Annotated in this window: 16 protein-coding genes; 5 read left to right on the top strand and 11 right to left on the bottom strand. The window is 43.1% G+C overall.

Features of this window, described 5'->3' with window-relative positions; genetic code table 11:
- Positions 1-122: 122 nt before the first annotated feature.
- The 9 genes from T426_RS0111920 to T426_RS0111880 all read right to left on the bottom strand — a co-directional run bounded on the left by T426_RS0111920 (position 123) and on the right by T426_RS0111880 (position 13145).
- Entirely contained in the window at positions 123-1310 is a 1188-nt protein-coding gene (locus tag T426_RS0111920) for a glycosyltransferase family 4 protein (protein ID WP_025864067.1), read from the bottom strand.
- Positions 1311-1344: 34 nt separating this feature from the next.
- Positions 1345-2745: a hypothetical protein gene (locus T426_RS0111915; RefSeq protein WP_025864068.1), complete on the bottom strand. Its 1401-nt coding sequence runs from the start codon at positions 2743-2745 to the stop codon at positions 1345-1347.
- A gap of 103 nt (positions 2746-2848) precedes the next feature.
- Positions 2849-4093, bottom strand: coding sequence for a lipopolysaccharide biosynthesis protein (locus tag T426_RS0111910; protein ID WP_025864069.1), 1245 nt, complete (start codon positions 4091-4093; stop codon positions 2849-2851).
- A 45-nt stretch (positions 4094-4138) separates the two neighbouring features.
- Positions 4139-5527 carry a phenylacetate--CoA ligase family protein gene (locus T426_RS0111905; RefSeq protein ID WP_025864070.1) on the bottom strand — a complete coding sequence of 463 codons (1389 nt, stop codon included), beginning with the start codon at positions 5525-5527 and terminating at the stop codon, positions 4139-4141.
- A gap of 97 nt (positions 5528-5624) precedes the next feature.
- Positions 5625-7013 carry a phenylacetate--CoA ligase family protein gene (locus tag T426_RS0111900; RefSeq protein WP_036984389.1) on the bottom strand — a complete coding sequence of 463 codons (1389 nt, stop codon included), beginning with the start codon at positions 7011-7013 and terminating at the stop codon, positions 5625-5627.
- Between the two features lie 67 nt (positions 7014-7080).
- The gene (locus tag T426_RS0111895; RefSeq protein ID WP_174820393.1) at positions 7081-8358 is read right to left on the bottom strand and encodes a nucleotide sugar dehydrogenase; all 1278 of its coding nucleotides are present in this window, start codon (positions 8356-8358) and stop codon (positions 7081-7083) included.
- A complete protein-coding gene (locus tag T426_RS23550; protein ID WP_082229543.1) occupies positions 8351-9496 on the bottom strand; it encodes an NAD-dependent epimerase in 1146 nt (381 codons plus the stop codon). Before T426_RS23550 ends, T426_RS0111895 begins: the two co-directional genes overlap by 8 nt.
- Positions 9497-9556: 60 nt before the next feature.
- The gene (locus tag T426_RS0111885) at positions 9557-12031 is read right to left on the bottom strand and encodes a GumC family protein (protein ID WP_025864072.1); all 2475 of its coding nucleotides are present in this window, start codon (positions 12029-12031) and stop codon (positions 9557-9559) included.
- 343 nt (positions 12032-12374) lie between these two features.
- Positions 12375-13145, bottom strand: coding sequence for a polysaccharide biosynthesis/export family protein (locus tag T426_RS0111880; RefSeq protein ID WP_025866278.1), 771 nt, complete (start codon positions 13143-13145; stop codon positions 12375-12377).
- An 829-nt stretch (positions 13146-13974) separates the two neighbouring features.
- Here T426_RS0111880 and T426_RS0111875 point away from each other — a divergent pair.
- Together T426_RS0111875 and T426_RS0111870 are read left to right on the top strand one after the other, a co-directional pair.
- Positions 13975-15192 carry a DUF763 domain-containing protein gene (locus T426_RS0111875; RefSeq protein WP_025866277.1) on the top strand — a complete coding sequence of 406 codons (1218 nt, stop codon included), beginning with the start codon at positions 13975-13977 and terminating at the stop codon, positions 15190-15192.
- A 303-nt stretch (positions 15193-15495) separates the two neighbouring features.
- A complete protein-coding gene (locus T426_RS0111870; RefSeq protein ID WP_159103395.1) occupies positions 15496-17901 on the top strand; it encodes a glycoside hydrolase family 31 protein in 2406 nt (801 codons plus the stop codon).
- Between the two features lie 108 nt (positions 17902-18009).
- Here T426_RS0111870 and T426_RS0111865 read toward each other — a convergent pair whose 3' ends face one another.
- Together T426_RS0111865 and pheA are read right to left on the bottom strand one after the other, a co-directional pair.
- Complete coding sequence (locus T426_RS0111865) at positions 18010-18552, bottom strand: heme-binding beta-barrel domain-containing protein (protein WP_159103394.1); 543 nt, start codon at positions 18550-18552, stop codon at positions 18010-18012.
- A gap of 195 nt (positions 18553-18747) precedes the next feature.
- On the bottom strand, positions 18748-19590 hold the full coding sequence (gene pheA, locus T426_RS0111860; RefSeq protein WP_025866274.1) for a prephenate dehydratase: 843 nt from the start codon (positions 19588-19590) through the stop codon (positions 18748-18750).
- Between the two features lie 1007 nt (positions 19591-20597).
- On the opposite strand from pheA, the gene T426_RS0111855 reads away from it, so the two are divergent.
- The 3 genes from T426_RS0111855 to T426_RS23545 form a co-directional block, all read left to right on the top strand.
- On the top strand, positions 20598-21308 hold the full coding sequence (locus T426_RS0111855) for a DNA-binding domain-containing protein (RefSeq protein WP_036985443.1): 711 nt from the start codon (positions 20598-20600) through the stop codon (positions 21306-21308).
- 165 nt (positions 21309-21473) lie between these two features.
- The gene (locus T426_RS0111850; protein WP_027585750.1) at positions 21474-24746 is read left to right on the top strand and encodes an RHS repeat domain-containing protein; all 3273 of its coding nucleotides are present in this window, start codon (positions 21474-21476) and stop codon (positions 24744-24746) included.
- Between the two features lie 26 nt (positions 24747-24772).
- Positions 24773-26673: hypothetical protein (locus T426_RS23545; RefSeq protein WP_157604987.1), on the top strand; the 1901-nt coding region annotated here is incomplete at its 3' end.

Genomic DNA, 26673 nt, shown 5'->3' with positions numbered 1-26673 from the left:
AATGATAATCATTGCCGAGGGGTGGCTTTTACCGAATGACTACTGACCTGCAGGAGGTGAAAAACGTGTTTGAGAGAAAGGCAGTGCCTGTTTTTAGTCAATTGGGAAATGCGTATTACTATTTAGTTTTCGATTCGTACAGATGATTTTACTTTGTGATAAAACTCTTCGCGCCTGTGACTTAGCTGCTCGTGGCTATATGAATGAGCTACTTCGAGGTTTCGCGCGGACTGATTATTCAGGAATGCTGAATTATTCATCACTTTTTTGAGTAGTTGAGCAAGGGCTTCTGCATCTCCTGCGGGAACAATTACTTCATTATCCAGCAATTCCGGAATTCCACCAACGTGGCTACCTACGCAAGGTAATCCTCTGGCCATTGCTTCTATCATTGCTCTCGGGAGTCCTTCTGTTTTGGAAACGAGAATGAAAATGTCGGCTTTGTCAAGATAGACCCGGACATTTTCGCCGGAGTTAATTCTTCCTTCAAAAGAGACGTATTTACCGATTCCCAGTTCTTTTGAGAGCTGTATCATGTCGTCCATGTATTTTCCATCTCCCAACCAGGTTAGCCGGCATTTTATTTCATTGTTATGTAGTTGATTTATAGCCTGAAGTACTATGTCCGGTGATTTGTACATCTGTGCAAGTGCACCTACCGATATTAGATTGAACTCTTTTGTGTCTCCGTTAAAATGTTTTGGTTGGTCGACGTAGGCATCATCGACAAGTGAAACATTGGAGGCGTGAGTCTGAAATTTTCCGGATGATGCCGGGTAACGTTCCTGTAAATAATTCCGGGTAACATATAATGCCGCTTCGGCGTTGGCTACAGCTCTTTTTAAATCGGCTCTAAGTTTCCGTCGGAGAACCGGCCTGAGCGGATGTTGAATTCCGTTTGGGCCAAATGCATCATATGGATCTCCCACCACTTCTACACCGTATGGTATTTTTTGTTGGTAAAGTAATCGCCCCATGATGGTGCCAATAATGCTGGGCACCCTGAGAATATAAGCGCAATTTGGGCGAATATGTGATTTTAATTCTTTTCGGATAGCAAGGTATTTTCCTGTAAACTGCAACATTCCTGAATAATGCGGAAGTGGCCACACTGTAATGTGTTCATTTTCCACCCGGTTATCTTCAGGGAAAGTTCCTTCGGCGTTGCGGACCCGGGTAATTACATATACGTGATCGAATACTTCCAAATAGCGCTGAAACATGCGTGAGGAAAAGTTCCCTCCAACACTGTAGATATTCCCATCGGTTGCCCGGACAAAAGGCGCTTCGTATACATATATTAAATCCATATAAATGCGATCGTCTGTTGTTGTTTGAGAGGTTTTATTCAGCGGGCCTGACTTCATGTCGTTCGGAAACCAGCCACAGAAGAACAACCGGGATGGTTAATCGTTTGAACAGGAAGAAGCCCATATTATCTAGATCGGATAAAAAAGCGATGATGATAAAATTGAAAATAAGCGGCACAATAATGAGTCGAATATCATTGCTATGCAGCATTTTGACGAATCGGTCAGCCAGAATCACCATGCCGGCAAAAATTAAGTAGGACAGGTAAGCAGTCGATAAACCGAAATTGAAGATGTACTCGCCAAAAACGCCAAAAATTCTGGTTTTACTACCATAGAGATAGTTGGCACCTACTTCGATTTTGGACGGAACATCGGTGAAATGGTCCGAAATAATAGAGGGAAACATTTTAATTAAATCACCGAAGTATTCCACTCCCCAATATTGAGGAAAACCATCGACATAATTCCGGTAAATGAGAAAACTCTGGACATCACACCGGCCAAAATCGCCGATGAGTGTAGGAATGGTTCCGTTTCCGTATCGGGCGTTATACTCAAATAGGGTTTTGAAATCCAAATCCTTTAGTAATAAAATAGCATCAAAACCAATGAGTTTGTATACTTTTCCAATGAGCATGAAAACCATTCCAAACGTGAGTGCCAATAAAATTTCCTGGAGTTTGAACCGGTACAGGTAGAGATGAACGAGAAAGAATCCATGAAACATGGTAAATATCGTGTTGCTTCTTCGGCCTTTAAGCCCACCGAAATAGATACAAGCAGCAAAAAGTAGTATGAAGAAAATATAGATTTTGATCGCGGGAATGTTTTTCTTCCCAATATTGTTCAGGAAGAACCAGATGATAAACAGAATCGGAAAGATCTCTGAAATTGTAAACAGATAGCCCATTCCCCTGAATGCGTCAGCCCGGGCTTCTTCATATTCCCTGATGTAACCCGAAATACCACCAAACTTGGCGTACACCATAGCTTGCGCTGCAAAACTGACGATCATAAACAGAATGATGATGTAATTCCTCCGGTGATTGAAAAACCAAATGGTTTGTGTTAGTCTGGGCTTGCTTTGGGTAAATTCGCGTATGGTCAGGAAAAGAGTCAGGCCGATAAGATTTAACAATCCCCAGATTAATACCCAATTCTCCCAGCGGGGCGGATGATTGGGCACCCACGGGAGCCAAAAGTTTTTCAGAAAGTGGAAGTTTGGTGCCAGAAAAAGAGAATTCAGGAAGATGATGTAGGCATAAAAGTCAACTTGTGATAGATAATCTTTGGTTGAAGCGATGTCGATGAGCTTATAAATTATCATAATTCCCATCAAATCAACCGGCGCTAAAAACCAGTGCAGCGGAACTTTTCCTGAATAAAGAAACAGAGCCTGAATCACTGCCGTTATGAAGATTGCCAAGATCATACGAAAACGGTGTACATACCGCTCATGATAGCTTGCCGGCCAGACAACTGGAGTTATTAGTATGTTCGAATAAGAATTTGACATGAATTGGTTTGGATCTCAGTTACGAAATTGTACCTCGTAGATATAGGTGACGATATAGCAGCCACTCCGATAAAATAATTCTCACAACGTATGCTGTAATGGTAGCATATACAATGCCTGTGAGGCCGAAAGGCTTGACCAGGAATAGCAGACATATCATGTTGACGGTAAATACTACGCCGTGAATCCAGGGTTGAGGCTTGAATATTTTTAAGGCCGTCAGGGTTTGGCCGGCTGAAGATGAATAATATACCAGTATGCCGGTAATCATCAGGAGAGAGAAGAGGTGCTGATATTTTGCTATTTCAGCTGAAAACAGGATTTTTAGAATGAGCTCACCAGCTGTTATACTTGCCAGGTAAAGAGAAAAGCCGGTAACAATACAAATGATGGAGAAATAGAATTTCAGCCGTTTCACCGATTTCCAGTCTTGCTCTTTAGCATATTTGCTGATTCGGGGGATGAACGTTTGACCGATGGCCTGAATAAGAACGTCTCCCATCACAATCAGGTAGGCGAGTGTAGAATAGATTGCCTGCTTTTCGGTTCCCAGACTGATTTCAGCGATGTACTTGGCCACATTTCCATTTAAAGCAATGATAAGCCTGACAATTGCCAACGGAAAACCTACAATCAATATGGTTCTGGTGATGGACTTCGACAATAACTTTATTTTTCCGGTTACCCGGACAAGAAAATGGTAATCGATAAAATAGATGAACCCGATACATAGCAAAAAATATAGTAATAATCCGGATATCAGGCTTTTGAAAACTACAATCCCAATGATGACTGAAAGGACGAATCCGGAACCTTTTATCATTAATGAGCGGGCAATCATCGACATGGATTCCTGCTGCTGCAATTTACCATGAATGATGTCAGTGAAAGCCTCGATTGCTTTTATCGCACTAAGTAATAACAAGATTGTGAAGAAGGTGCCGGACCCGAAAAATGCACCGATCATTAATACAATCAAGAATCCCAGTGTTGTGGTGGCTATTCGGATCGTGAAGAATTCCGAAAATTCCCATCGATTTTCAGCATCGGTTATCAGCACGGAACGTAGCTGGAAGTTCATAAACATATATACCGGAGTGGCAATTGCGAGTGAGAGTGTGAAATAGCCCAGTTCCTGAATGGTCGTTAACTTAGAGAGAATGGATAATACCAGCCATTGGCAAAAGGCATAGAACCCGTTTCCGACAAACATCCAGGCGACATTTCGGCGCAGACTTTTTACATGTGTTGTGGCAATAACCATCTTTATTATTGAGTGTCCTTATTTTGTGGTAAAAGGGGCCTGCGGTTAGATTGTCTCTTTGCAATAATTCTTTACCAACCTGAATTTTCCGCTCCGTTCCTTCGGGATTTCCGGGACATATTTGAATTGAATGTTGATCTGTTTTCCCAGCCGGATGCGCAATTCCTTTGCCAGTTTGCATTCATCGACTTCTTTTCGGTATTCGTCGGTTTTAACAATTTGAACATGGATGGCATCCAAGTCATTCTGAATGATTTGAAAACGTTGCACTCCATTTACATGCTTAACCGAGTTGGCAATGTTTCCCTGGCAAACCTTCCCGGTCTCCCGCGAATAGAGGCAGTCGGTAAACCGGCCATGGATTTTTTTCACAACCGGATAATGCAGGTAGCAGTCAGTCTTTTTTGTTTCCAACTCGACCAAGTCGCCTATCCGGTAACGAACCAGTGGAGTTCCTTCGGTTGTAAAGGATGTAACGACTAACTCGCCGAAATCGGATGGTTGGTCTTTTGAATCTAGAACTTCGAAAATTCCCGAGGTCATTTCAAAATGCATATGCCCGTTCTTGCACTGAGTGATGAAAGGAGCACCTTCCGATGAAGCATATTGGTCGTATACGCCGCAACCGTAAAACATTTCCATGGCCACCCGATCACTTTTCAACAGCATCTCGGCTGTTGGAAATATCGCTTTTGGCTGATAGTTCAGTTTCAAACCGGCTTTTAGTCCGCCTTTGGCGATTTCGGCCAACGACGACGTGATGCCACTGAAAAAGGGAGGTTGGTACTTGTTGAGGTTTTCGATATAATAGGGAATGTTTTTTTGTTGAATGTAGAAGGTGGAGTAAAACTGAATCTTGTTTTGGTAATCCGTTTTCCAATAACGATGCTTGGATACATCGCGTTGATTTAACAGGTCTTTGCCGGTAAACCATGCCGTTCTTTCGCCAAATTTAAATCCGAAACGGCTACGGAAATGTTCAACCATGGCAAAACGTTCCTGGATATTTCGGGGGGTATAATATACCTGTAGCGAAACACCTGTGGTTCCACCTGTTTGGAACTTAACCGCAGAATGAGGATTAATGGTGCAAATGTCCTTGATATTTTTCTGTAGCTCTTCTTTGGTCATTAAAGGGAGCTTTCTGAACATATTCCAGTCCAGCCGATCGAAGTCAAGATTTAAACCGCCCCATTTTTTGCGGTAATAAGGAGAATGTTCATAGGTGTGTTTCAGGAAATAACGTAATCTTTTCAGTTGTTCGTTTTCAATTTCTTTGGGTGACCAGTTTTCGGTTTGTTCAAAGTATTTCCTGAAATTGGGGTACTCTCCACCATGCCTGATGCGGAATTGCCGGATGTTATAGAGAGTGACCAATAAATTCGCAACAGCGTTGGGAGAGGATTTGTAAATGTGTTCGTAGAGGGTGTTCATCGTAGTTTTGGTTTAGCAGAATTAACAAAGTGTTGTCTTAAAATAGCCGAATGACAATCTTTATTGTGTAGAATATTCTGATGATTTAGGAGTGAAACTAAATTTCTTCTTTGCAGTTGTTTTTTATAATACGGTATTTTCCACTGCGTTCACGTGGTATTTCATTCACATAGTTGAATTGGATATCCATCTTTTTCCCCAGTCGGATTCTAAGTTCTTTTAGTAGTTTCTTTTCTTCGACTTCCCTAATGTATTGCTTCGATTTAACTATCTTCACTAAGATACCATCCATATTATTTTGTATAATCTGAAACCGAATAATTCCATGAATATTCTTTACTGAATTGACAATGTTTCCCTGACAAATTTTTCCGGTCTCCCTCGAATAAATGCAATCACTCAGACGTCCGTGAATTTTCTTCACGATAGGATATTTCAAATAGCAATCCACTGATTTGGTATTCATTTCCACCATATCGCCGATGCGGTAGCGAACGAGCGGCGTTCCTTCGGTAGTAAACGACGTGACAACCAGTTCACCGAAATCCGCTGGCTGCCCGCTGGTATCGAGAACTTCAAAAACACCGGTCATCAATTCCATGTGCATATGGGCCTTCTTACACTGTGTGATGAAGGGAGCTCCTTCGGATGAGGCATATTGGTCATAAACACCACAACCATAAAATGTCTCCATTGCCTTCCTGTCTTGTTTCATTAGCATTTCCGCTGTCGGGAAAACAGCTTCGGGACGGTAGTTCAACTTGATGCCTGCTTTTAATCCTCCCCTCGCAATTTCCGACAGAGAAGAGGTTGCTCCGCTGAAATATTTTGGTTGGTATTTGTTGAAATTATCAATGTAGTAGATAAAGTTTTTTTGTTGAAGATGATAAGTTGAGTAAAACCGGATATTATTTCGAAAATCTGTGCGCCAATACCGATGTTTGGCTACATCTCCTTTATTTAGTAAGTCCTTTCCGGTAAACCAGGCTGTTTTTTCACCGAAATCAAATCCAAAACGACTTCTGAAATGATCGACCATGGCGAAACGTTCCTGTATGTTGCGGGGTGTGTAATATGCCTGTAACGAAACTCCGGTAGTTCCTCCCGTTTGAAATTTTATTGCTGTCCGCGGGTTAATGGTGCAAATATCTCTGAGATTCCTTTGAAGTTCTTCTTTCGTTATAAAGGGAAGGAGATTAAATTCTTCCCATCCTAAATGATCGAAACTCAAATGGAGTTCACGCCATTTCTCATGATAATATTTCGAATGTTCATACGTGTATCGCAAAAAACTCCGTAATCTTTTCAATTGTTCTTGTTCTGCTTCCTCCCGGGAAAGCTTTTCTGTTTCTTCAAAGTATTTTCGGAATGCCTGATAAGCACCTCCGTGACGAATCCGGTATTGCCTGACATTGTAGAAACTGATGAGCAGGTTGGCAAGTGAACGAGGCGAAGATTTATAAAGCTGTTGGTAAATGTTTTTCATTAGATTAATGCCCGGTTTATTGGTTGTTTCGTGAATGAAAATGAGAAATAGCGGAAATATTTTATACTTACAATCTCCCGTCGACTTTGTCAGAAGGCCAGAAGCCTTTTACATCATAAACTACCGTATGACTATTGCACAGTTTGAAATCGAATTCTTTAAACTTATTATGTGCCACAGCCAAAACCACTGCATCGTAGTCCGGAATTCGATAGAAGGGTACCATCGTGATATGATAAGCTTTTTCGACTTCTTCCGGGTGAGCCCAGGGGTCGTAGACATCCACTTTGCAGCCAAACTCGTTAAGTTCATCTATCATATCAATAACTTTGGTGTTCCTGGTGTCCGGACAGTTTTCCTTGAAGGTTATTCCCATGATTAACACCCTGCTTTGTTTGATAGAAATGCCATGTTGAATCATAAGTTTGACCACTTCGGCAGCGACATAATGGCCCATGCTATCATTCATGCGCCTTCCGGCAAGAATAATTTCCGGATGATAACCAACTTCCTGCGCCTTTTGTGCCAGGTAATACGGATCAACACCAATGCAATGTCCGCCAACCAAGCCTGGCCTAAACGGCAAAAAGTTCCATTTGGTACCGGCAGCTTCCAATACATCCTGAGTGTCAATGCTTAGCCGGTTAAAGATTTTAGCCAGTTCGTTTACGAATGCGATATTGATATCCCGCTGACTGTTTTCAATTACCTTGGCTGCTTCGGCAACTTTTATGGAAGGAGCTTTATGGGTCCCCGCTTTAATAACGGTTTGGTACAGCTTATCTACCTTGTCGGCAGTTTCCGGAGTCGAACCTGAAGTCACTTTTTTTATCCGAGTTACGGTATGCTCCTTATCTCCCGGATTGATGCGCTCCGGCGAATAACCGACAAAGAAATCCTGGTTGAATCTCAATCCGGAGAACCGCTCCAGTATGGGTACGCATTCTTCTTCCGTTACGCCCGGATATACGGTTGATTCATAAATAACGATATCATCCCTTTTTAATACGGAAGCAACGGTTTGGGAGGCCTTGCAAAGCGGGGTCAGGTTGGGTCTGTTATTTTTGTCTACGGGGGTTGGGACTGTGATAATAAAGAAATTGTTGTTGCTGATTTCTTTCTTTACATCAGTAAATCGCAGACTATTTGCTTTGCCTGGGCTCTCCAAAACCGTTTTTAGTTCCTTGTCCGGAATTTCAAGTGTTTGGTCGTGTCCTTTTTTTAATTCATTTACCCGATTGGAATTGATATCAAAACCGATGGTGTGATATTTTTTGCCAAATTCCACGGCTAAGGGTAAACCGACATACCCAAGTCCTACGACTGTAATACGAATCTCAGTCATTGATAGAGGTTTTGCTGGTTTTTACAGTGGCGTGACGCGGGAATTTCTGTGGATTTCGACGCGAATTAAACTGCCTATGGTTTCGGGGTTTTACCTGGTAATAGGTGAGGTACCATTCCAGAAATTTTCCAATGCCTTCTTCTACCGTTGTGGTAGCCCGGTATCCAAAATCTTTTTGCAATTCTGATGTATCAGCCCAGGTCATCGGAACGTCGCCCGGTTGCATTGGAAGTAGATTTTTCTGTGCTGTTATCCCGAGTTTGCGTTCGATGGATTCAATAAAGTCGGTGAGCAGGATAGGGGACGAGTGACCGATGTTATACACTTTAAAAGGAGCAGTGGCACTTCCGGTAATTAATTCCTCTGATGTTTTGCCTGGTTGGGGCAACTGATCAAGTATTCGTGTTACGGCACCAATAATATCACTAACATAAGTGAAATCACGTTGAATTTTTCCCTTATTGAAAACATTGATGGAATGGCCTTCCAGAATGGCTTTGGTAAAGATAAACAATGCCATGTCGGGGCGCCCCCAGGGACCATAAACAGTGAAAAACCGCAGACCGGTAACTGGTATTCCAAAAAGGTGACTGTAAGCGTGAGCCAGCAATTCGTTACTCTTTTTGGTCGCTGCATACAGGCTAATCGGATGATCGGTACGATCGCTGGTGCTAAGCGGCATCTTCGTGTTATTGCCGTACACACTGGACGAGCTGGCAAATAAGAGGTGTTTGATATGATAGTGACGACAGGCTTCCAGTATATTCAGGAAGCCGATGATGTTGCTATCAATGTATGCATCCGGGTTTTTCAGAGAATACTGCACTCCGGCCTGAGCGGCCAGATTACAAACTTTATCAAATTTTTCAGTGGCAAACAGGTTAAAGAGGCTCTGGCGTTCTTCCAGTTTCATTCGCACAAAGCGGTAATTTGGGTATTTCAGGCTTTGAACAAATGAACTGCCTCCATTTAACAATGGAGGAGCAATTCCAGTCTCAGCCAAACGATCATATTTCAGATTTACATCGTAGTAATCGTTAATGCAGTCAAGACCAACTACTTCGTGTCCTGAGTTTAGTAAAGCTTTGACCAGGTGGAAGCCGATGAAACCTGCGCTTCCGGTTACGAGAATTTTCATAGGGAGTGAATTGAGATTTAGGTTGAGTGAGAGGAGATTGTGTTCTTATATGATAATATATCAGGTTATTTGAGTTTGCTTTTTGGAGTTTATTTTTCGCCCGTTTGCTGCCGGACGATTGCGGTTATTCTTCGGTTTGTAGCTATAGCCGTACATATAACTGTAGTTGTAACGGTGCCCCAGTGGCTGGCGATTAATTCGTATGTCATTTAACAACAAGCCGACGCTTCTGATGTGTTGATTCGAAATCTCCTCCAATGCACTTTTTAATGCAGGTTGCAGGGTAACTCCCTGACGGGTCACATACAAATAGGCATTACATAAGTGGCTATACTGGAAAAGATCGGCAACCAGTAACGGACTTGAATCGATGATGATTACATCGTATTTTTCCTTTAACAACTCAATTAACTCAGCAAGCTTTTTATCTGCCAGTAGCTCTCCCGGATTAGGAGGGAAAGTGCCCGATGGGATGATTCTCATATACGGATGAGAGGATTTAAATATGATATTATCGGGTCTCATTTCTCCCAGTAAATAATTGCTTATTCCGTGATTTTTATCGCAGTTAAGCATTTCGGCCATCTTCGAATTCCGTAAATCCAAATCCAGGAGGATAGTCTTCTGCCCTAAAAGTGCAAACGAAGCGGCAAGATTCATGGCGGTAAACGTTTTGCCTTCATCTGCACCCGTCGAAGTCACTGCAATGACGGGATGGTCATTTCCGTTAAGCATGAACTTAAGTTTCATGCGTAAGGCACGGTATGTTTCTCCTATGGGTGAATTGGGATGATCGAGCAGGGCCGTATGATTGGGGGTCGCTTGGTCGTCATGTATGATGTGCCCCAGAACCGGATATTTGGTAAGGTTTCCTAAATCTTCTGGTGTTCGGACTTTATTATCAAATTCGTTTGTTAAAATGATTCCTCCTGCCGGCAGAAAAATTCCGAGGAGTAAGGCCACAAGGTAAACGGTCATCTGGTTTGGACTAATTGGCTTATCACCTTCCATTCTGGCCGGGTCGACGATTTCGTTGTCAGGCATGTTCGAGGCCTTGGCAATTTGTGCTTCGGAAAGTTTTTGCAAAAGGAATGTATATGTATCGTTGTTGAGTTGATAACGCCGCTCAATATTTACATAGTTGCGTTCTACCGAAGGTAAGCGGCTGGTTCTCCGTTTTAGTTCATCAATGCGTTTAGTCAAGTCATTTAATGTAATTTCTGATTGCCGCATAATATTTCTACTGTTTTCGAGGAGGGTTCGCTTCGTTGTTTCCATCTGAATACTCAGTTGCCGCATACGTGGATGTTCCGGGTCTTTAACGGTGGCTGAGAGTGTAGTCAGTTCGATATTTAGCTGACTTAATTCCTGCAGGAGATTAACTAAGAGAGGATCATTAATGCCAACGGTCGTAGGTGCAACCAGTGATTCCAAATCCTCGTTTTTCGAAAGATATTCTTCAAGGTATTGATAGTATTGGTGTTGCGTTTCCAGCAGACTTTTCTGATCTTCCAGTTTTACTAGTTGATCCAGGAGCTGCTGTGATTGATAGGACACATCCAGCAGGTTATTATGACTCTGGAAACGTTCCCGTACCTTTTGCGATGCAGATAACGAGTCACTTACGCTGGCTAGTTGTGAGGTGATGAAAAATATGGTTTTCGTAGCAATTACGTTCTTTTTATCCAGATTGCGTGTTTGATAAACCTGCATCATTTTATTTAAAAAGTCAATCCCTTTTTCCGGGTTTTCACAAGTTGTACTTAGCTTGATCATTGTTCCTTCTTTGGATACCGGAGCTACCGTTAGTTTTTCCATGTATTCGTTTGTCAGCTGATCCAAAGAATGAAATGCTATCCTGTAGCTTCCTTCCAGTTGGGTATCGGCTGCAGGAATAATCCGGAAGGCATAGTCGTCGGAAGCAACATAGCTGTTGACCGGGAATGTCCGGGTCTGCTCAATTTCTCTGGCTGGTTTCAACTCTTTTTCGTTTTGAAAATCATACCGGATTGCTTCTTTCCCGCGAACAGTCATTTCTATGCGATTATCCGGAAGAATGTGAAGGTCAAAATTGGCATCTAACAGCTGTGGGTGATTTCGGTCCCATTCTACGTGAAAAGGTAGGTTTCTGTATAATTCGGAGGTTCTGAACCTACCTAGTTGTAAGTAGGATACTTCGAAATTAAAATGTTCAAGTGTTTTTCGGATCTGAGTCCAGGACTTTAAAATCTGGATTTGATTTTCGGTATTCTGAGTGCCCTGAAAAAGCCCGAATCCCTGGAACACATTGGCTTCCGAGTCGGTGGGAGTTGTGAGTGGACTCTGGTTTTGTTGTTCATGGATCAACATCGTTGCCGAAACAGCATAGGTAGGATGTGCATAACGGTAGTACAACCATGTGCCGATTGATGTGAGAACGATGGCAATGGCAAACCAGTACCAGTGAGACAGCAGAAGGAAAAGATATTTGCGATAGTTTCGCTGCCTGACAATCGTTGTCATTTGGTTCGCAGAGTTTGAGTTCAATGCATCCATGAGGTTCTGTTTAGTGAAATCTGGTTATGAATAGGAAGAACAGGAAAGGAATAAGGAAATTGATTCATCATCGGGAAAGAATAATATAGTTTGTGGATCGATATGTTCGATTGGTACTTTTCGCTGATTTACTGAACTGAATTTTCTTTGAGGGGAGAGTTAATTTAGGTGGGGGTGTTTTACAAGTGGGGCTGTGTTGGGGGACAATATGAGATGAAATTGTCTTAAATATCTACGCTTTACATATTGATATATATTCGTAAGTTATAGAAAGCTTTGGGCAAATTTGTTAATAAGGATAGGATACAATTCCTTCTATTCCTGAGAAAAAAAGTTATTTATCCTAGGGTCTGAAGGAAGTATATATCAAAACAGCCGTTGATACCGCTGTGAAGAGCGTTGCAAAAGGAAGTGTTTTAGCACCGTAAACACGACGCTCTGGTTCTACGTAAATGATGTCGTTTGGAAGTATATAGAAATAATCTGATTGTGTGATATTGCTGTTTGTCAGGTCTAATGTAGCGGTGTGTCTTTTATCTTCATTTCCCCTGATTACTTTTATTTTACGTCGATTCCCAAAATCACTCAAGTCTCCTGCGGTTCCAAGTGCTTCAAAGATGGTCAGAGCATTCTTGTTAATCCGGTATTGCCCTGGACGTTGAACTTCACCAAGTACGGTAATCGTGCGGTTAACTAATTTGACAAACACAGAAGCATTCTGCATGATATCGTCAACCTGCATTTGCAATTTATCACGTATCTGGTTGGTTGTCATTTCTCCGACATGGTGTTTGCCCAAATACGGAAGCACAATATCGCCCTCCTCATCCACAATGTATGTGATAAGTTCCAGTGAAGATTCAGAGGTATAGTTCCGATCGGGTTGGGAAAGATTTAAAAAGGAAGCTGCATCAGGATTATCACTGATGATGCTGATATATAGATTGTCGTTGGGATGGATGGTGTAGGTATCAGGTGAAATTGTTGTAAGAGTCGAATCCGTGTCCCTGATATCATACAGGTAAGTAATTTGCTTGAGAGGTGTGCTGCAGGAGAACAGAAAGATCACGGCAAGAAATGGGAATCCTGCCCGGAAGAGAGAGCAAATTTTCATAAGGATATTAGGTTATGAGTGAATGAATGGTTCAAACCGCATTGAATGGAGCAGAATTACTTGGGATGTATTTTCTGCTAAACGACGAATGCTGAGCTTTTTCGTCAACCCTTTATACAATCCATCAATACTGACTTAAAGAACAGTGGTTTCAGACAATTATGTGTGCTGAAAGATGCTCAAGAAATTGAATTTTAAAAACTATAAATATTATTATAGTTTATAGCTTCGCCTTCTCAGTCCCATGTGGATTGATTAGGTTGGATAGGCTTTGGAGGATGATTTGGTTTATTATAATGACAATATAAAAGTTAAGGATTAATTGAGGCAGAAGTAAATACCTGGTTTCTAAAATTCATGAAAATAGAGTTGAATTTGTTTTATTGTTTATCAAATGGTGTGTATGGTTGATCGAAGGCGTATTTTTTAGTCAGCGAAACGTTATGATATTTAAGTTAATTAGATAATTTTATTCAATAAAATAAGGGGGTTGAACGTACTGAATAATAGTATGATAATTATGTGTATGAGAAGTATTATCCTTAATAGAGAAGGAAAAACGTCAATATTTGATGTGATTACCATATTTGATTTAATTTTTCAAATACAATTCAGGAGTACTATTCAACTTTATTGAAAATTATGATAGCTGATTGGCAGATAATTTTTTACATAAAAATTATTTGTTCTTGATATAGTGCATTATCAGAGGTATATATGCATAATTTGTCCTTATTTTAAGAGTATAGAAACAGAAACATTAATTTTAAGTTGTTCGAAGAATCAAGTTATCTTTACAAATGTACTTTAAGTTGTAAGAGCAGATTCGATGAGACGATCGGGACAGGCTGATTTGCCATTACATTATGGACGGGTTCCCGCATGGTTGTATGAGCGTATGAGAACCATGGGACTGGCAATTACCGAGGCCATTGTGGAAGAGTACGGCCCGGATGAGTTTCTCCGTCGTATCAGCGATCCGTTTTGGTTTCAGTCATTTGGTGCTGTTTTGGGAATGGACTGGCACTCTTCAGGCATAACGACTTCGGTGATGGGAGCTTTGAAACATGCTCTGAATCCGGTTTCGAAGGAGTTGGGAATTTACGTCTGCGGTGGCCGGGGGAAGCATTCCCGGAAAACGCCGGATGAGCTCTTGCAAATTGCTGACCGCACCGGATTGAACGGAACCGAGTTGGTTCGTACGAGTAAGCTGACGGCTAAAGTCGACAACACAGCACTGCAGGATGGGTTTCAGTTGTATCTGCATTCTTTCATTCTGACGGAAAATGGAAATTGGGCAGTCGTTCAGCAGGGAATGAATGAAGGCAATAACATGGCCCGACGCTACCATTGGCTTTCAGAGAAAGTAAATTCGTTTGTTGACGAACCACACACAGCGGTAATTGGGCAGAATGAGGGACTGATTCTGAATCTGACGGCACATCTGGCTGAGCCTTCCCGTGAAGGAATCTTAAATATCGGCCGTGAGAACCCAGGCAGGATGCTTCCGGAGATAAGAAAAGTGCTGATGCCCCGTCATCATGAAGTACGAGTGACTGATGTGGACATGAAACGCCTGGGAACAGTTCTCGCTATGGCTTATGACAATCAGTTCGAAAAATTTGATGATTTGCTTTTGCTGCAGGGATTGGGACCGAAGACCTTACGTTCGCTGAGCCTGGTTAGCGAAGTGATTCACGGAACACCTTCGCGTTTTCACGATCCGGCCCGTTTCTCATTCGCGCATGGTGGCAAGGATGGACATCCATTTCCGGTGCAAACCACCGTTTACGACGAATCTATTCGTTTTCTTCAGGATGCGGTTCAAAAGGCAAAAATTGGTGAGACTGAAAAAAAGCACTCTATCAAGAAGCTATCTGAGTTGCTGTTTCGATTGGAGAAGGATTTTATTCCTAATCCCGAACGGTTCGAAAAATATGTACAGCATGAGAGAAGGGAATCAAAAGCTTTTGGCGGACGAACAGTGTTTGATGACAAAAAGAAAACGAGGAAGAACCTGGATGACGGGCAATTGGAACTGTTTTGATATTTGAAGAGAATCGACGCTTTTTTTGACGCATCTGAGAAATAACCGCGTATTTGTGCGGCTCACATGAAAAGGTTTCTTGAAAATTATGAAAGATAATTCGGCCAAAGCTTTAATTTTGATCCTTGGAACTGGCACACTCAACTACCTACCAAACCATACAACGTAGTGGAATATTACCGGTGTTTATCTCTGAAAAAGCGAATACTGGTATAAGGAGACATTGAATTCTGGCATATATCAATGCGATGTGTATCAGAAATCGATGTGTCTTGTTTGCCAAATGTCAATAAACTAAAACACATGAAGACAATCCGGAAAATGATTTTTGCTGTTATGTTTGCATCCGTTATGAGTATGTCATCATTTGCAGCAGGAAGATTAAGTGTACAGATTGGGAATTTTAATTCCTGGAAAGAGACTCCGCATGGCGTCTTAATTTCGGCCGACAACGCCAGGCTTTCGTTAACGGTTTATGGCCCTGAAGTTGTTCGGGTTCGTGCCACGCAGGGCGAGTTTAGTAACATGCCTTCGTATGCCGTGATTACTGAGCCTTCGGGAAAATTTACTTCCGTGAAGGACGAAAAAGACAAACTGGTGCTATCGACCGGTGAGTTGACCGTGGAGGTGAATAAGAATCCGGTGTTGGTCCGTTTTTACAATAAAGAAGGTAAGTTGCTGAATGAGGACGATCCAGGCCTGGGTATCAGTTGGCTGGGGACCGGAACCACTTGTTACAAAAAACTACAGCCCGATGAAAGGTTCATCGGACTTGGTGAGAAAACCGGTAACCTCGATCGTCGTGGTTCGGCTTATGTGGATTGGAATACTGATAATCCGGCTTATGCCTTAAACGGAGATCCGCTTTATACATCGTTGCCCTTTTATATTGGTTTGCATAACCAATTGGCCTACGGAATATTCTTCGACAACACGTACAAAGCAACATTCAATTTTGGTGCATCGAACAACCGGTTTTCCAGTTTTGGTGCGGTCGATGGCGAGATGAATTATTACTTCTTTGGAGGTCAATCGGTCGCTGATTTGCTGAAGGAGTATACCAACCTGACCGGGCGAATCAAGATGCCTCCCATTTGGGGACTGGGTTTCCAGCAAAGCCGATGGAGCTATTTCCCGGACACGGAAGTATTGAACCTGGCCCGCACGTTCCGCGAGAAGAAAATCCCGGCCGATGTGATTTACCTCGACATTCACTACATGGATGCCTATAAGGTGTTTACCTGGAACAAAGAGCGTTTTCCGAATCCGTCGGCCATGATTGATTCGTTGAAAGACATGGGATTCCATATCGTGACCATTGTCGACCCGGGCGTGAAGAAAGAAAAAGGTTATTGGGCTTACGACAGCGGTTTGAAGAACGATTGCTTCGTGAAATATCCCGACGGAACCAATTGGTCGGCCGATGTTTGGCCAGGTACCTGCAACTTTCCCGATTTCACCAATCCGAAAGTACGGACCTGGTGGGGAAATCTCTATAAAGGACTGATTTCCGACGGAGTAACCGGGTTCTGGAACGACATGAATGAGCCGGCTTCGTGGGGAAATATGGTGCCTAATCTGGTGGAATTCGATATGGAAGGCCACAAGGGAACTATGGAGGAAGCGCACAATGTTTATGGCATGCAAATGGCCCGTAGTACCTATCAGGGCGCTACCAAACTGATGGATGGTAAACGTCCGTTGGTGCTTACCCGCGCAGCTTACGCAGGAATACAGCGCTACTCAGCTATCTGGACCGGAGACAATGTAGCCTCTGACGAGCATATGCTGTTGGCATCGCGGCTGATTAACTCCATGGGATTGGCAGGAGTACCGTATGTTGGAGCCGATATCGGTGGCTTCATGGGAGGAACGACGACCCGTAAATTGTTTGCTCGCTGGATTTCCATCGCAGCTTACACTCCTTTCTTCCGCAGTCATTCGGAGTATAACTCCCGGGCTCATGAACCGTGGACCTTTGGCGAAGATGTGGAAGCCATTTCACGGAAGTACATTGATGAGCGTTATCAATTACTGCCATACATTTACTCAGCTTTCTATCAGGCACATGAAACAGGAATGCCGATTGCCCGGTCATTGGCCATCAACTATACGTTCGATAAGAATATCTATAATCCGGATTTCCAGGATGAATACCTTTTCGGTCCCTCCATTCTCGTAGCCCCGGTTTCCAGCAAACAGAACTTCGGACGGGTTTATCTGCCGAAAGGCGTTTGGTACCGCAAAAGCACGGGTAAAAAGTACGATGGAGGTCAATCGGTCATTGTGGATGCGCCATTGTCAGACTTGCCTGTATTTGTGAAGGCTGGTGCCATTATTCCCATGCAGTCCACAGTTCAGAATACGGCACAAAAAGGTGACGGTATCCTGAAACTGAATATTTACAACGGTTCTCAACCAAACCAGTATTTGTATTACGAAGATGACGGAACGACTTACCAATATCAGGATGGTCATTTTTTGAAGCGGGAATTCGCTTTCAATCCGACGGAGAAGAAGATTACCATTGGCAAAGCAGAAGGAGATTATACTTCAAAATTCAATAAAATTGAGATTGTACTGCATGGTTTCAATGCCATGAATTCAGTAAAAGTGGGACGGAAAACGATGAACCTGCAAAAAGGTGAAGGCAACACGCAGACAGTTACACTGGAAGCAGCTAAAGGAGAGACTGTTCTTTCCTGGTAAGAATAAATATTGAGTGATATGATGAAAGCCTGCCGGAGGAAGCGATTCCTTCTGACAGGCTTTTTTTATTTTATGATTTTAGCCTGGTCAGAAAATACTCGGTCTCTTTTATCGATTCTTCGTCAATTGTTGCGAGCCAAAATTGACAAACTCCTGCTTTGGGAAAGCTACATTGAATGAAATACTAAGCTGATGCTCACCTTCTTTTTGGATAATCCACCTGGCTTTTCCTTTGGGAACGAAATTCTCGGTGTTTTCTGTGTCGAAAACGAGGGTGCGGGCTGTAGAGATGGTGTCGTTTAGGTAGTATTGGTTAACATAGCCATCGTTGCTAAACTGACGATAAATAATCAGTTTTCGATCCTCGTCATAACTGAAAAAACCTTTTTCCTGGTGAAACTGGCCTTTCTCGTTCTTCCCGGCAGGAGCAAATCTCGATTCCGCATCCATCCCGATGAATTTTCCCTGCATGATGTAGTAAAAGGAAATCTCCACTTTCGATGTTGCATCATTGTATCCTTTCCCGGTACCACTCCAGTCTCCGATTAGAAAATTGAGTCGTTCAAGCGGATTCGTCTGACCATAAGCCATTCCGGAGAATGTTAGAAGACAGAATAACAGGACTATATTTCGTTTATTCAGAATGCTCATCTGGAATTCGTTCTCTACAAATTTGATTTGCCGGTGAACCTGCATTTTCTCGCTGAGAAATGTTTAGTGTGCTTGTTCCCCTTTATTCCCTTAGCATATAAAAGTAATGGATTCGAATCATAATGTGAAAACGAATTTTATGTTTTCAAGATTGTTTCATAAGGGAATTCAAACAGATTTAGACATGTAACACGATTACCTTTTCATAATGTCCGATTTCGAATAGGAGCCAAGCACTTTTACTTTGTTCATCGTTTTTATCTCATCCAATGCGGCGGTGACTTGCTCTTCCTGGGTGTGTCCTTCAAAATCGATGAAGAAATGGTACTTACCAAATGCCTGACCGGTTGGGCGCGAGACAATGGAGGTGAGGTTGATGTTCCGTTTAGCGAAGGAGGAGAGGATGCCTTCCAGTAATCCGGCCCGGTCGTTATCGTCAATTACGATTAGCGAAGTTTTGTGATTTTCCCCGGGGGAATATGCATCGGGTGAGGCATTGTTTGAGAAAGCCAGAAAGCGGGTGGCATTGTTGGGATAATCGTTTACGTTTTCAATTACCAGGGGAAACTCGGTTTCGGTATAGGAATCGGAAGGCACGATGGCTCCATCGGCATTGGTGCTCTCCTTTACTTTTTCGAGTGATTCCATGTTGCTTTGTGTTGTAATGATTTCCACGTTTTCCAGCGAATCAATGAAATCGGCACATTGTCCTTTGGCAACAAACTGAACGTACAAACGCTTCAGGTTTTTCATACTTGTAGCTTTTCCAACAAACGAAAAGCGTATGGGCAGCATTACTTCTGCAGCTATTTTTAATTCGGACGCTACCAGGTAGTCGAGTACAATGGATACAAAGCCTTCCGTTAGGTTTTCAATGGGCAACACTCCGTAATCGCATGTTTTACCAATGGCATTCAGTACTTTTTTGATGGAAGGATAATAGTCGATCTCATATCCATCATTCAACTGCGTTCTGAATATTTGGGTGGCTTTGTCCGAATAGGTTCCTTTCGGGCCTAGGGTTGCAATCTTTTTCATTTGGCTATCCTCCCAATGGTTAGAATAAGTCAACGGTTTTTAGGGGGAATGGTTCAGTTGGGAAAGTATCTTTTATTAAGACAGTGCGGTCTTTTAATTGAAGAAGATTTTCAGTTAATGATACTCTGTTGGGATAAAATGCAGTGAAATAGTTGAGTAGAATTCAGGAGTAACTATTGTCTTGGTGTTTAACAGAAATTAATCGAAAAAAGGGGGTAACCAATAGGTTATTTTAGGTATTAATAAGTGTAATATGTTAATGGCCATGCCCACCTTGCTGCTTTTACCCGCCATAAACGTATTCAAACAACCAATTTGTTTAACCTGTTTCAGTTTTAACTCTGAAGAAATGAAAAGATTGTTCTTACAGCTACTGTTTTTATAAGCGGCCACGAATCACATATAATTGATGTCCCTTTGCTTTTAGGCTAAGGTTTATATCTGTTACTCTTCAATGAAGAAAGTGATGGGGGTATGTAGTTTGCCAGATAGTTGGACTTATGCTTAGGGATAACGAAACAACGGATAAAAAGGCCCTCCGGAAAACCGGAGGGCCAACCTTTAATTTATTCACCGGGAATAGCAGTTCCCGCTAAACCTCAAAGATATGAAAAAGTAAGTTAAAAGTCTCCATCCGACCATGAACTGCCTATCAGCGGTTCACCCAATTTCATTGTAATGCTACCTAACCGGTTATTGGGATACCGGAGAAACGTGTATATCTCCAACGTTCCAATAATCGCGTCCTCTCAAAACTTTCGCGGATAGAAGGAAATCTGTTTTCCTTCGGCGAAGGATATACCAAACTGTTTTAACCAAACTGTTGTCTGAAACGAATCGGAATCAGAAAAAATCCCGTTTCCTGCTTTGCCTGCAGAAATTCGGAGTTTAAAGGGAAATTTGATTTTTCAGGATTTACCCTTCAGGGCAGGGGTAAAAAGACTGAAAAATCTTTCCGGGAGATCGTTTCTGGCAACTGGCATAAACAAATGACCAAACAACCTATCATGGAGAATGATGTATTGAACTACGCTTTATTTGAGAACCATCTGACAAGCGATCCCAACGACTACATGGCAGTAACCACCAATGCCATCAGCCTCGACCAGGAGGCGATTATCCAATTAATGCTGAAACGGGGCTCTACGCTCACCGCCACCGATATTATGGCGGTACTGAAAATGGAGAGGGAAGTGATTTGCGAACAGGCTGCCCTGGGCAATAACATTACCACTCCCGTATTTAACCTGAACATGAGCATCAAAGGAGTATTCAACGGGCTCGACGACTCGTTCGATCCCTCACGTCACAGCATCCGGTTCAACCTGAGCCCGGGTGTGGAACTGCGTAAAGTGATGGATTCAGTGAAGACCCAGAAGGTGCGCGGAGAAAAGGCCGGCCCGGTTATCGATCAGTTGGTCGATGCGGCTACGGGTAGTGTGAACGACCAGCTCACCTCAGCCGGATTGGCTACGTTGCGGGGCAGTTACCTCAAGTACGATGCTTCGGACCCGGCACAGGGCATCTTCTTCATTGCCAACGATGCCACCGAAACCCGTGTGGAGGTGATTTCGCTGAACAAACCCGGCGAACTACATTTCCTGGCTCCGGCCCTGGCAGCAGGCGATTATCATGTGGAAGTACGGGCGATAATGAAAGGTCATAAGGATCTGTCATCCGGCCGGCTGGATGCTGATATTGCCGTGGTAGGAGGTTAACAGCCTCCTGCCGGCGTTGCATGCCCTTATTCGGTATCCGGAACGGGAAGTTACAACTACCCGTCGCCGATCCTTATAAGGATCAGGAATTAAGACTCTTTTATGTTACATAACAGAATTGTAATAACCAAACTCAGTCGATTTGATGTTTAAAATGAAAAATTTATGCTAATAAAAATTATCAAAACTAACGTATTGATGATATTGTTTGTATGCAGTGTCATTACACTGGACGGACAGGATATTCAAACCCTGTCTCCGTCAATACCAACTTCGCCCCAGGCAACAGCCATTCGACGATATGGGGACATTGACATCAATTATTCAACAGGGATACCCGATATCTCCCTTCCGCTTTATATGATAAATGACAGGGGATATAAGTTGCCTGTTACTTTACAGTATTACCCGTCTCCCCTCAAGCCCGGATACAACTATGACGTTTTTGGGTATGGCTGGGGGCTTTCTGTTAACAGTTGCATATCGAGAACGATTGAGTATGTTCCGGATGAATGGAGAAATTTTAATATCGAAACGCAGCATTTTTCCGACTACTATTCCGATTGTCCTACATGCCTGACCAACTACAATTATGCCCATGATAAGTTTAATGCCAAGCTGCCTGATGGCCGGTCATTCGACTTTGTTATCGACAGGAGAGATGGTCAGTTGGCATATACTATATCGGGCAAACAGCATGTAAAAATATCGTGTAGCTATACAACCGGCAATATTGAATCATTTACAGTTATAGATGAAAACGGGGTGAAATACACTTTTGCGGGCAGCGATACACCTTATCAAACCGGGGGAGCGTATAACGGAAGTTATGTCTCATGGCAGCTCACCCGGATTGATTTACCTTATTCTCCGGAACCTATAATCTTCACCTACAGTTACAATATAAGAAACTATGCATCCACCTTTAAAGAACCGGGAATCGCCGTTGTCGATCAAGTCGCTCCTTCGGGTAACTACTCTCTTGTTCATGGCTCTTCGCTTCATGACCTTCCCGATTACCAGCCATACACTTACCAAATGAAACTTCTTTCATCGATCAATTACGGGAATACCAGCATTGTTTTAGTCTATCAGAACAGTAGTTCGACAACCACCTATAACTATGTCCGTAGAATTCGAATCCGGGAGAATTCGGCTTTGATACGGGAAATCGACCTGGCGATGAGCAAGGAAAATGTAACCGGATATTATGGCACAGTTACAGTCCCGTTAGCTAAACTGGATAGTGTGACAATAAAAGGAACTGATTCGCCAGGCTCTAAACAGGTATATAAATGCGCTTACAACAATACAAGTTACATATTCAGAGGTACCGATCATTGGGGCTATTTAAATGACTATCCTGACAACGGCCAGGTGGGGAACCTTAATTTGTTTGTGGAGTTTGATGTTGATGATATACCTTATTTCTTTTCTTCGGGCAAGGCAATGCAGATTACAAAATTATCTCAGGATGTTTGCCCCTATGATAAGATTAAATTATCGACAACGAGCTTTAATACCCGTCAGCCTGCTACTCCTGAGAGCCATGGTGTGCTTTCCCGTTTGACTTATCCCACAGGAGGGTATACCGATTTTGAATTTGAGAACCATAAGTTTTTGACCTCAACAGATGCCGACGGTAGCTACATATACGATAGAGATAAACGAGTTGTGGCCAATGCCGCCGGTTTCAGAATAAAGAAAATAACCAATTATACTTTGGACGGGCACCAGGCAGGCGAGAAGGATTTTCGGTATGGAAAAGCCTACGGTGAAGGTTACGATCCGGCTAACGGCTATGATTCCAATGCTGAGAATTATCCCAACATTCACACGGGGCTCGGTGAAGCGGTTGTCGATCCGAATATACTCACCTACATGAATTACACGTACTTTTTTCCAAGTGCTTATTCTCCGTTTACCTTTCCTTTGCGGAATATGATCCTTGGCCTGTCACCGTCCGGAGAACACACCGCATTTAGCAATCCGTTTAACGACATGTATTTTGCCAGTGAAGAGTGGAAATGGATATGCAGTTTCAGTGCCCTGAATTTCCGCAGGGTGTTAAATGGAAGGCCTCCGGTAGTATATCCGGAGGTAACAGTATTCTACGGCAGTATTGGAGAAGGGAATAATTATACGCCGGAAAAGACCGTTGGAAAGACGGTTTACCGGTATGATATCTGGGGGCATGATATGGCCGGTAACATTGCTTTTTTCGAATCGCCACGGTATTATGGTAATGTGTTGTCTTACGAATCTGAGCGATATCATTATGATAATTTAGTAGAAAAGGACGACTACCGGTTCGACGGGCAGGACTATGCATTGGTTCGAAAAGAAATGGACGGATGGAGCTATCAAACTTTCAGTTCAGTGGATTATGTGAATACCAATCCTTATCCAACCGACATGTATCCCCGATACGCCAACATTGGTACCTTTTTTACCGGAAAAACCAACATCATCGGTACATCTCTTTTATCATCGAAATATGTAACTACTTATTCAGACGATGGAGACAGCATCAGCCGTGACGAAGGATATATTTATAATGACAGGAACCAGTTAATCTCATATCAAATAGAAGGAAGCGACGGCAAGATTGTACAAACAGGATTCGGGTATCCGGAGATCAGCAGCAGCGGAACAACCCCGGCTGTCGTACAGGAAATGGTTGACCAGAACATGATATCATCGCTTCTTGAAAAGACCACTACGGTAACCGACGTTCTGACCGGTCCGGTGGTAACTTCAGGTTATAAAACTGAATTCAAAGAATATCAGTCAGGAAGTTCCACGCTGATTATGCCATCCAAATCCTATGAACTGGAGCGCTTTCCATCGGGACCTGAATATGTAATGAAGGATCAGGTAATGAGCTATTCACCAAACGGAAATCCGCTGGAAGTGCTCACAAAGGATGGAATTCTACACAGTTACCTGTGGGGATATAACGACCGTTATATGACTGCAGAAGTAATCAATGCTTCGCCAGCATATGTTTATTATACCAGTTTTGAAGACGACGGGACAACGTTTACCAACGGAGATTTGAATATGGCCAAAACAGGCACCAAAGTACTGAATAGTGGTACCTTCTCATTTTCGGGCAAGTTTTCACCGCCATCGACGGTTGGCCTGAAGATGAGCTACTGGTATTGGGCCGGTTCAGAATGGATTTACAGCGGTATTGTCAACTACAATTCCACGATAACAACCAGTGGGCAAAAGCTTGATGAAATCAGGGTATTTCCCGAAGATGCCAGGATGACGACCTATTCGTACCAGCCCCTGGTGGGCATTACCTCCATGACCGATCCCAATGGTCAGACTACCTATTACAACTATGATTCTTTCGGTCGTTTGGAAAGTACCCGGGATTCGAAAGGGAACATTGTTCAGCATTACAAGTATCACTATGCACACCCATAATTATGGCTATATTAAAATTTGATCCAATGAAATTAATAAAAGTAATATTGTTGTTTCTTGTCTTGCTTTCCTTGAATGCAGAATTATACGGGCAAATACCACAACCCGGAATTGATGAGTGTGTTATGGGGGTGTCTCCGCAAATAGTAAGTTTCCCCATTAGCGGAGGCTCAAAATACATCTCGGTATTGAAGTCAGATAGAACCTGTACTTACAGTGCAGTTAAATCGGCATCATGGCTGTCAATCCAGGATGTAGGTTCAACCGGCTTTACTGTTGTATGTCCGACAAACACGACAACTGATGGACCACGTAGCGCTACAATTTTGGTTAGTGGGATGAGAGTGGCTATTTCTCAAGATGGTATTAAGATTGCAGGTTTTGGTGTAACCGGTGGCGGGAGTTATTGTTCTGGCGGCTCAGGCGTTAATATAGGGATAAGCGGGTCTGAGACCGGCGTTAGCTATACGTTAAGTAAAGGAGAAACAACGCTCAGAACTTTATCCGGTACCGGCGCGGCTTTGGATTTTGGAAAGCAGAAAGAAGCGGGTACCTATATTGTTGTTGGCACAAAAAGCGGATTAAGTAAGATTATGGGTTCGGCAACCGTTACGGTAAATCAGGTCCCCGGTTCTTTCAGTTTTGGAGGCGGAGGTATACTGACCCCCTGTATCACCAGTGCGAGTATTGATTTGATAAGCAGTGAGACAAATGTGACTTATACATTGTACCGGGACGGGACAGCGGTAAGCAGTAAGACGGGCACCGGTGATTTGATGACCTGGGACGGACTTACAGCCAAAGGTAATTATACGATTATTGGCATTTCGGACAAGGGCTGTCAGTCCGGTATGTCCGGGAGTGCGAGTATCACGCAGCAGGCAGCTTCCCTGTCGCCTGGCGGCATAAGTGGAACCCGTTGGATTTGTTACAACAGCCTGGCCGGAGAAATAAAAAGCGGCTCTCTGCCCACTGGTGGCGCAGGTTCAAGTAAGTACCAGTATAAATGGCAGGTATCTACAGATGACAGCAACTGGAGCTATATCACAACCGGGGGCACGGGAACAAGCTATAGCCCACCCGAACAGCTGACATCGACCCATTACTACCGCAGGGAGGTTTATGATGGTTGCGAACGGAAATATACTCCCAGCGTTGCGATCATGGTTCACGGGCAATTGAAGGCCGGCAGTATCAGCGGGACACAGAATATATCCTACAACAGCAAACCCAATCCGTTAAGTGGGCAAAGTGCTTCCGGAGGTTCCGGAGATTTAAAATATACATGGTGGAAGTCTAACAATAATAGTACTTGGACACCTGTTGATAATATCAATACGGTGAGTTATTCGCCCGGTAACCTGACACAATCTACCTGGTATCGTCGGCAGGTGACAGATAACGGCGGTTGCGGGAGTGTCTATACTTCCAGTGTAAAAGTGTCGGTGTATAAAGATCCGGTAACGCCAGCAGCTCCAATCGTGAGTTACAGCGACGGGCAGACGGTATTAACCAAGCCGTCAGCGCCTGCTTACGAGGTATACTACTGGCAGACCAACAGTACGGGAATGTCTACCTCGAACAGCTCAGGTACGAAAACGTTTACGGCGAACGGTACATATTACCTTCGTTCGTACAATGCCTATATAAACAAATGGAGTGGTGTGCGCAGCGAGAGTGTGCGGGTGTATCACACGCCATCGACGCCTGTAGCCGCGACATTTAGTTACAGTGACGGTCAGACGGTGGCCACCAAACCATCGGCTCCGTCCGGAGAGGTATACTACTGGCAGACCAACAGTACGGGAATGTCAACCTCGAACAGCTCAGGTACGAAAACGTTTACGGCGAACGATACATATTACCTTCGTTCGTATAATGCCTATATAAATAAATGGAGTGGTGTGCGCAGCGAGAGTGTGCGGGT

The organism is Prolixibacter bellariivorans ATCC BAA-1284, from assembly GCF_000621705.1.
GTDB lineage: Bacteria > Bacteroidota > Bacteroidia > Bacteroidales > Prolixibacteraceae > Prolixibacter > Prolixibacter bellariivorans.
The sequence above is the reverse complement of the archived record's forward strand: the minus strand, read 5'-3'. Positions and strand labels throughout refer to the sequence as shown.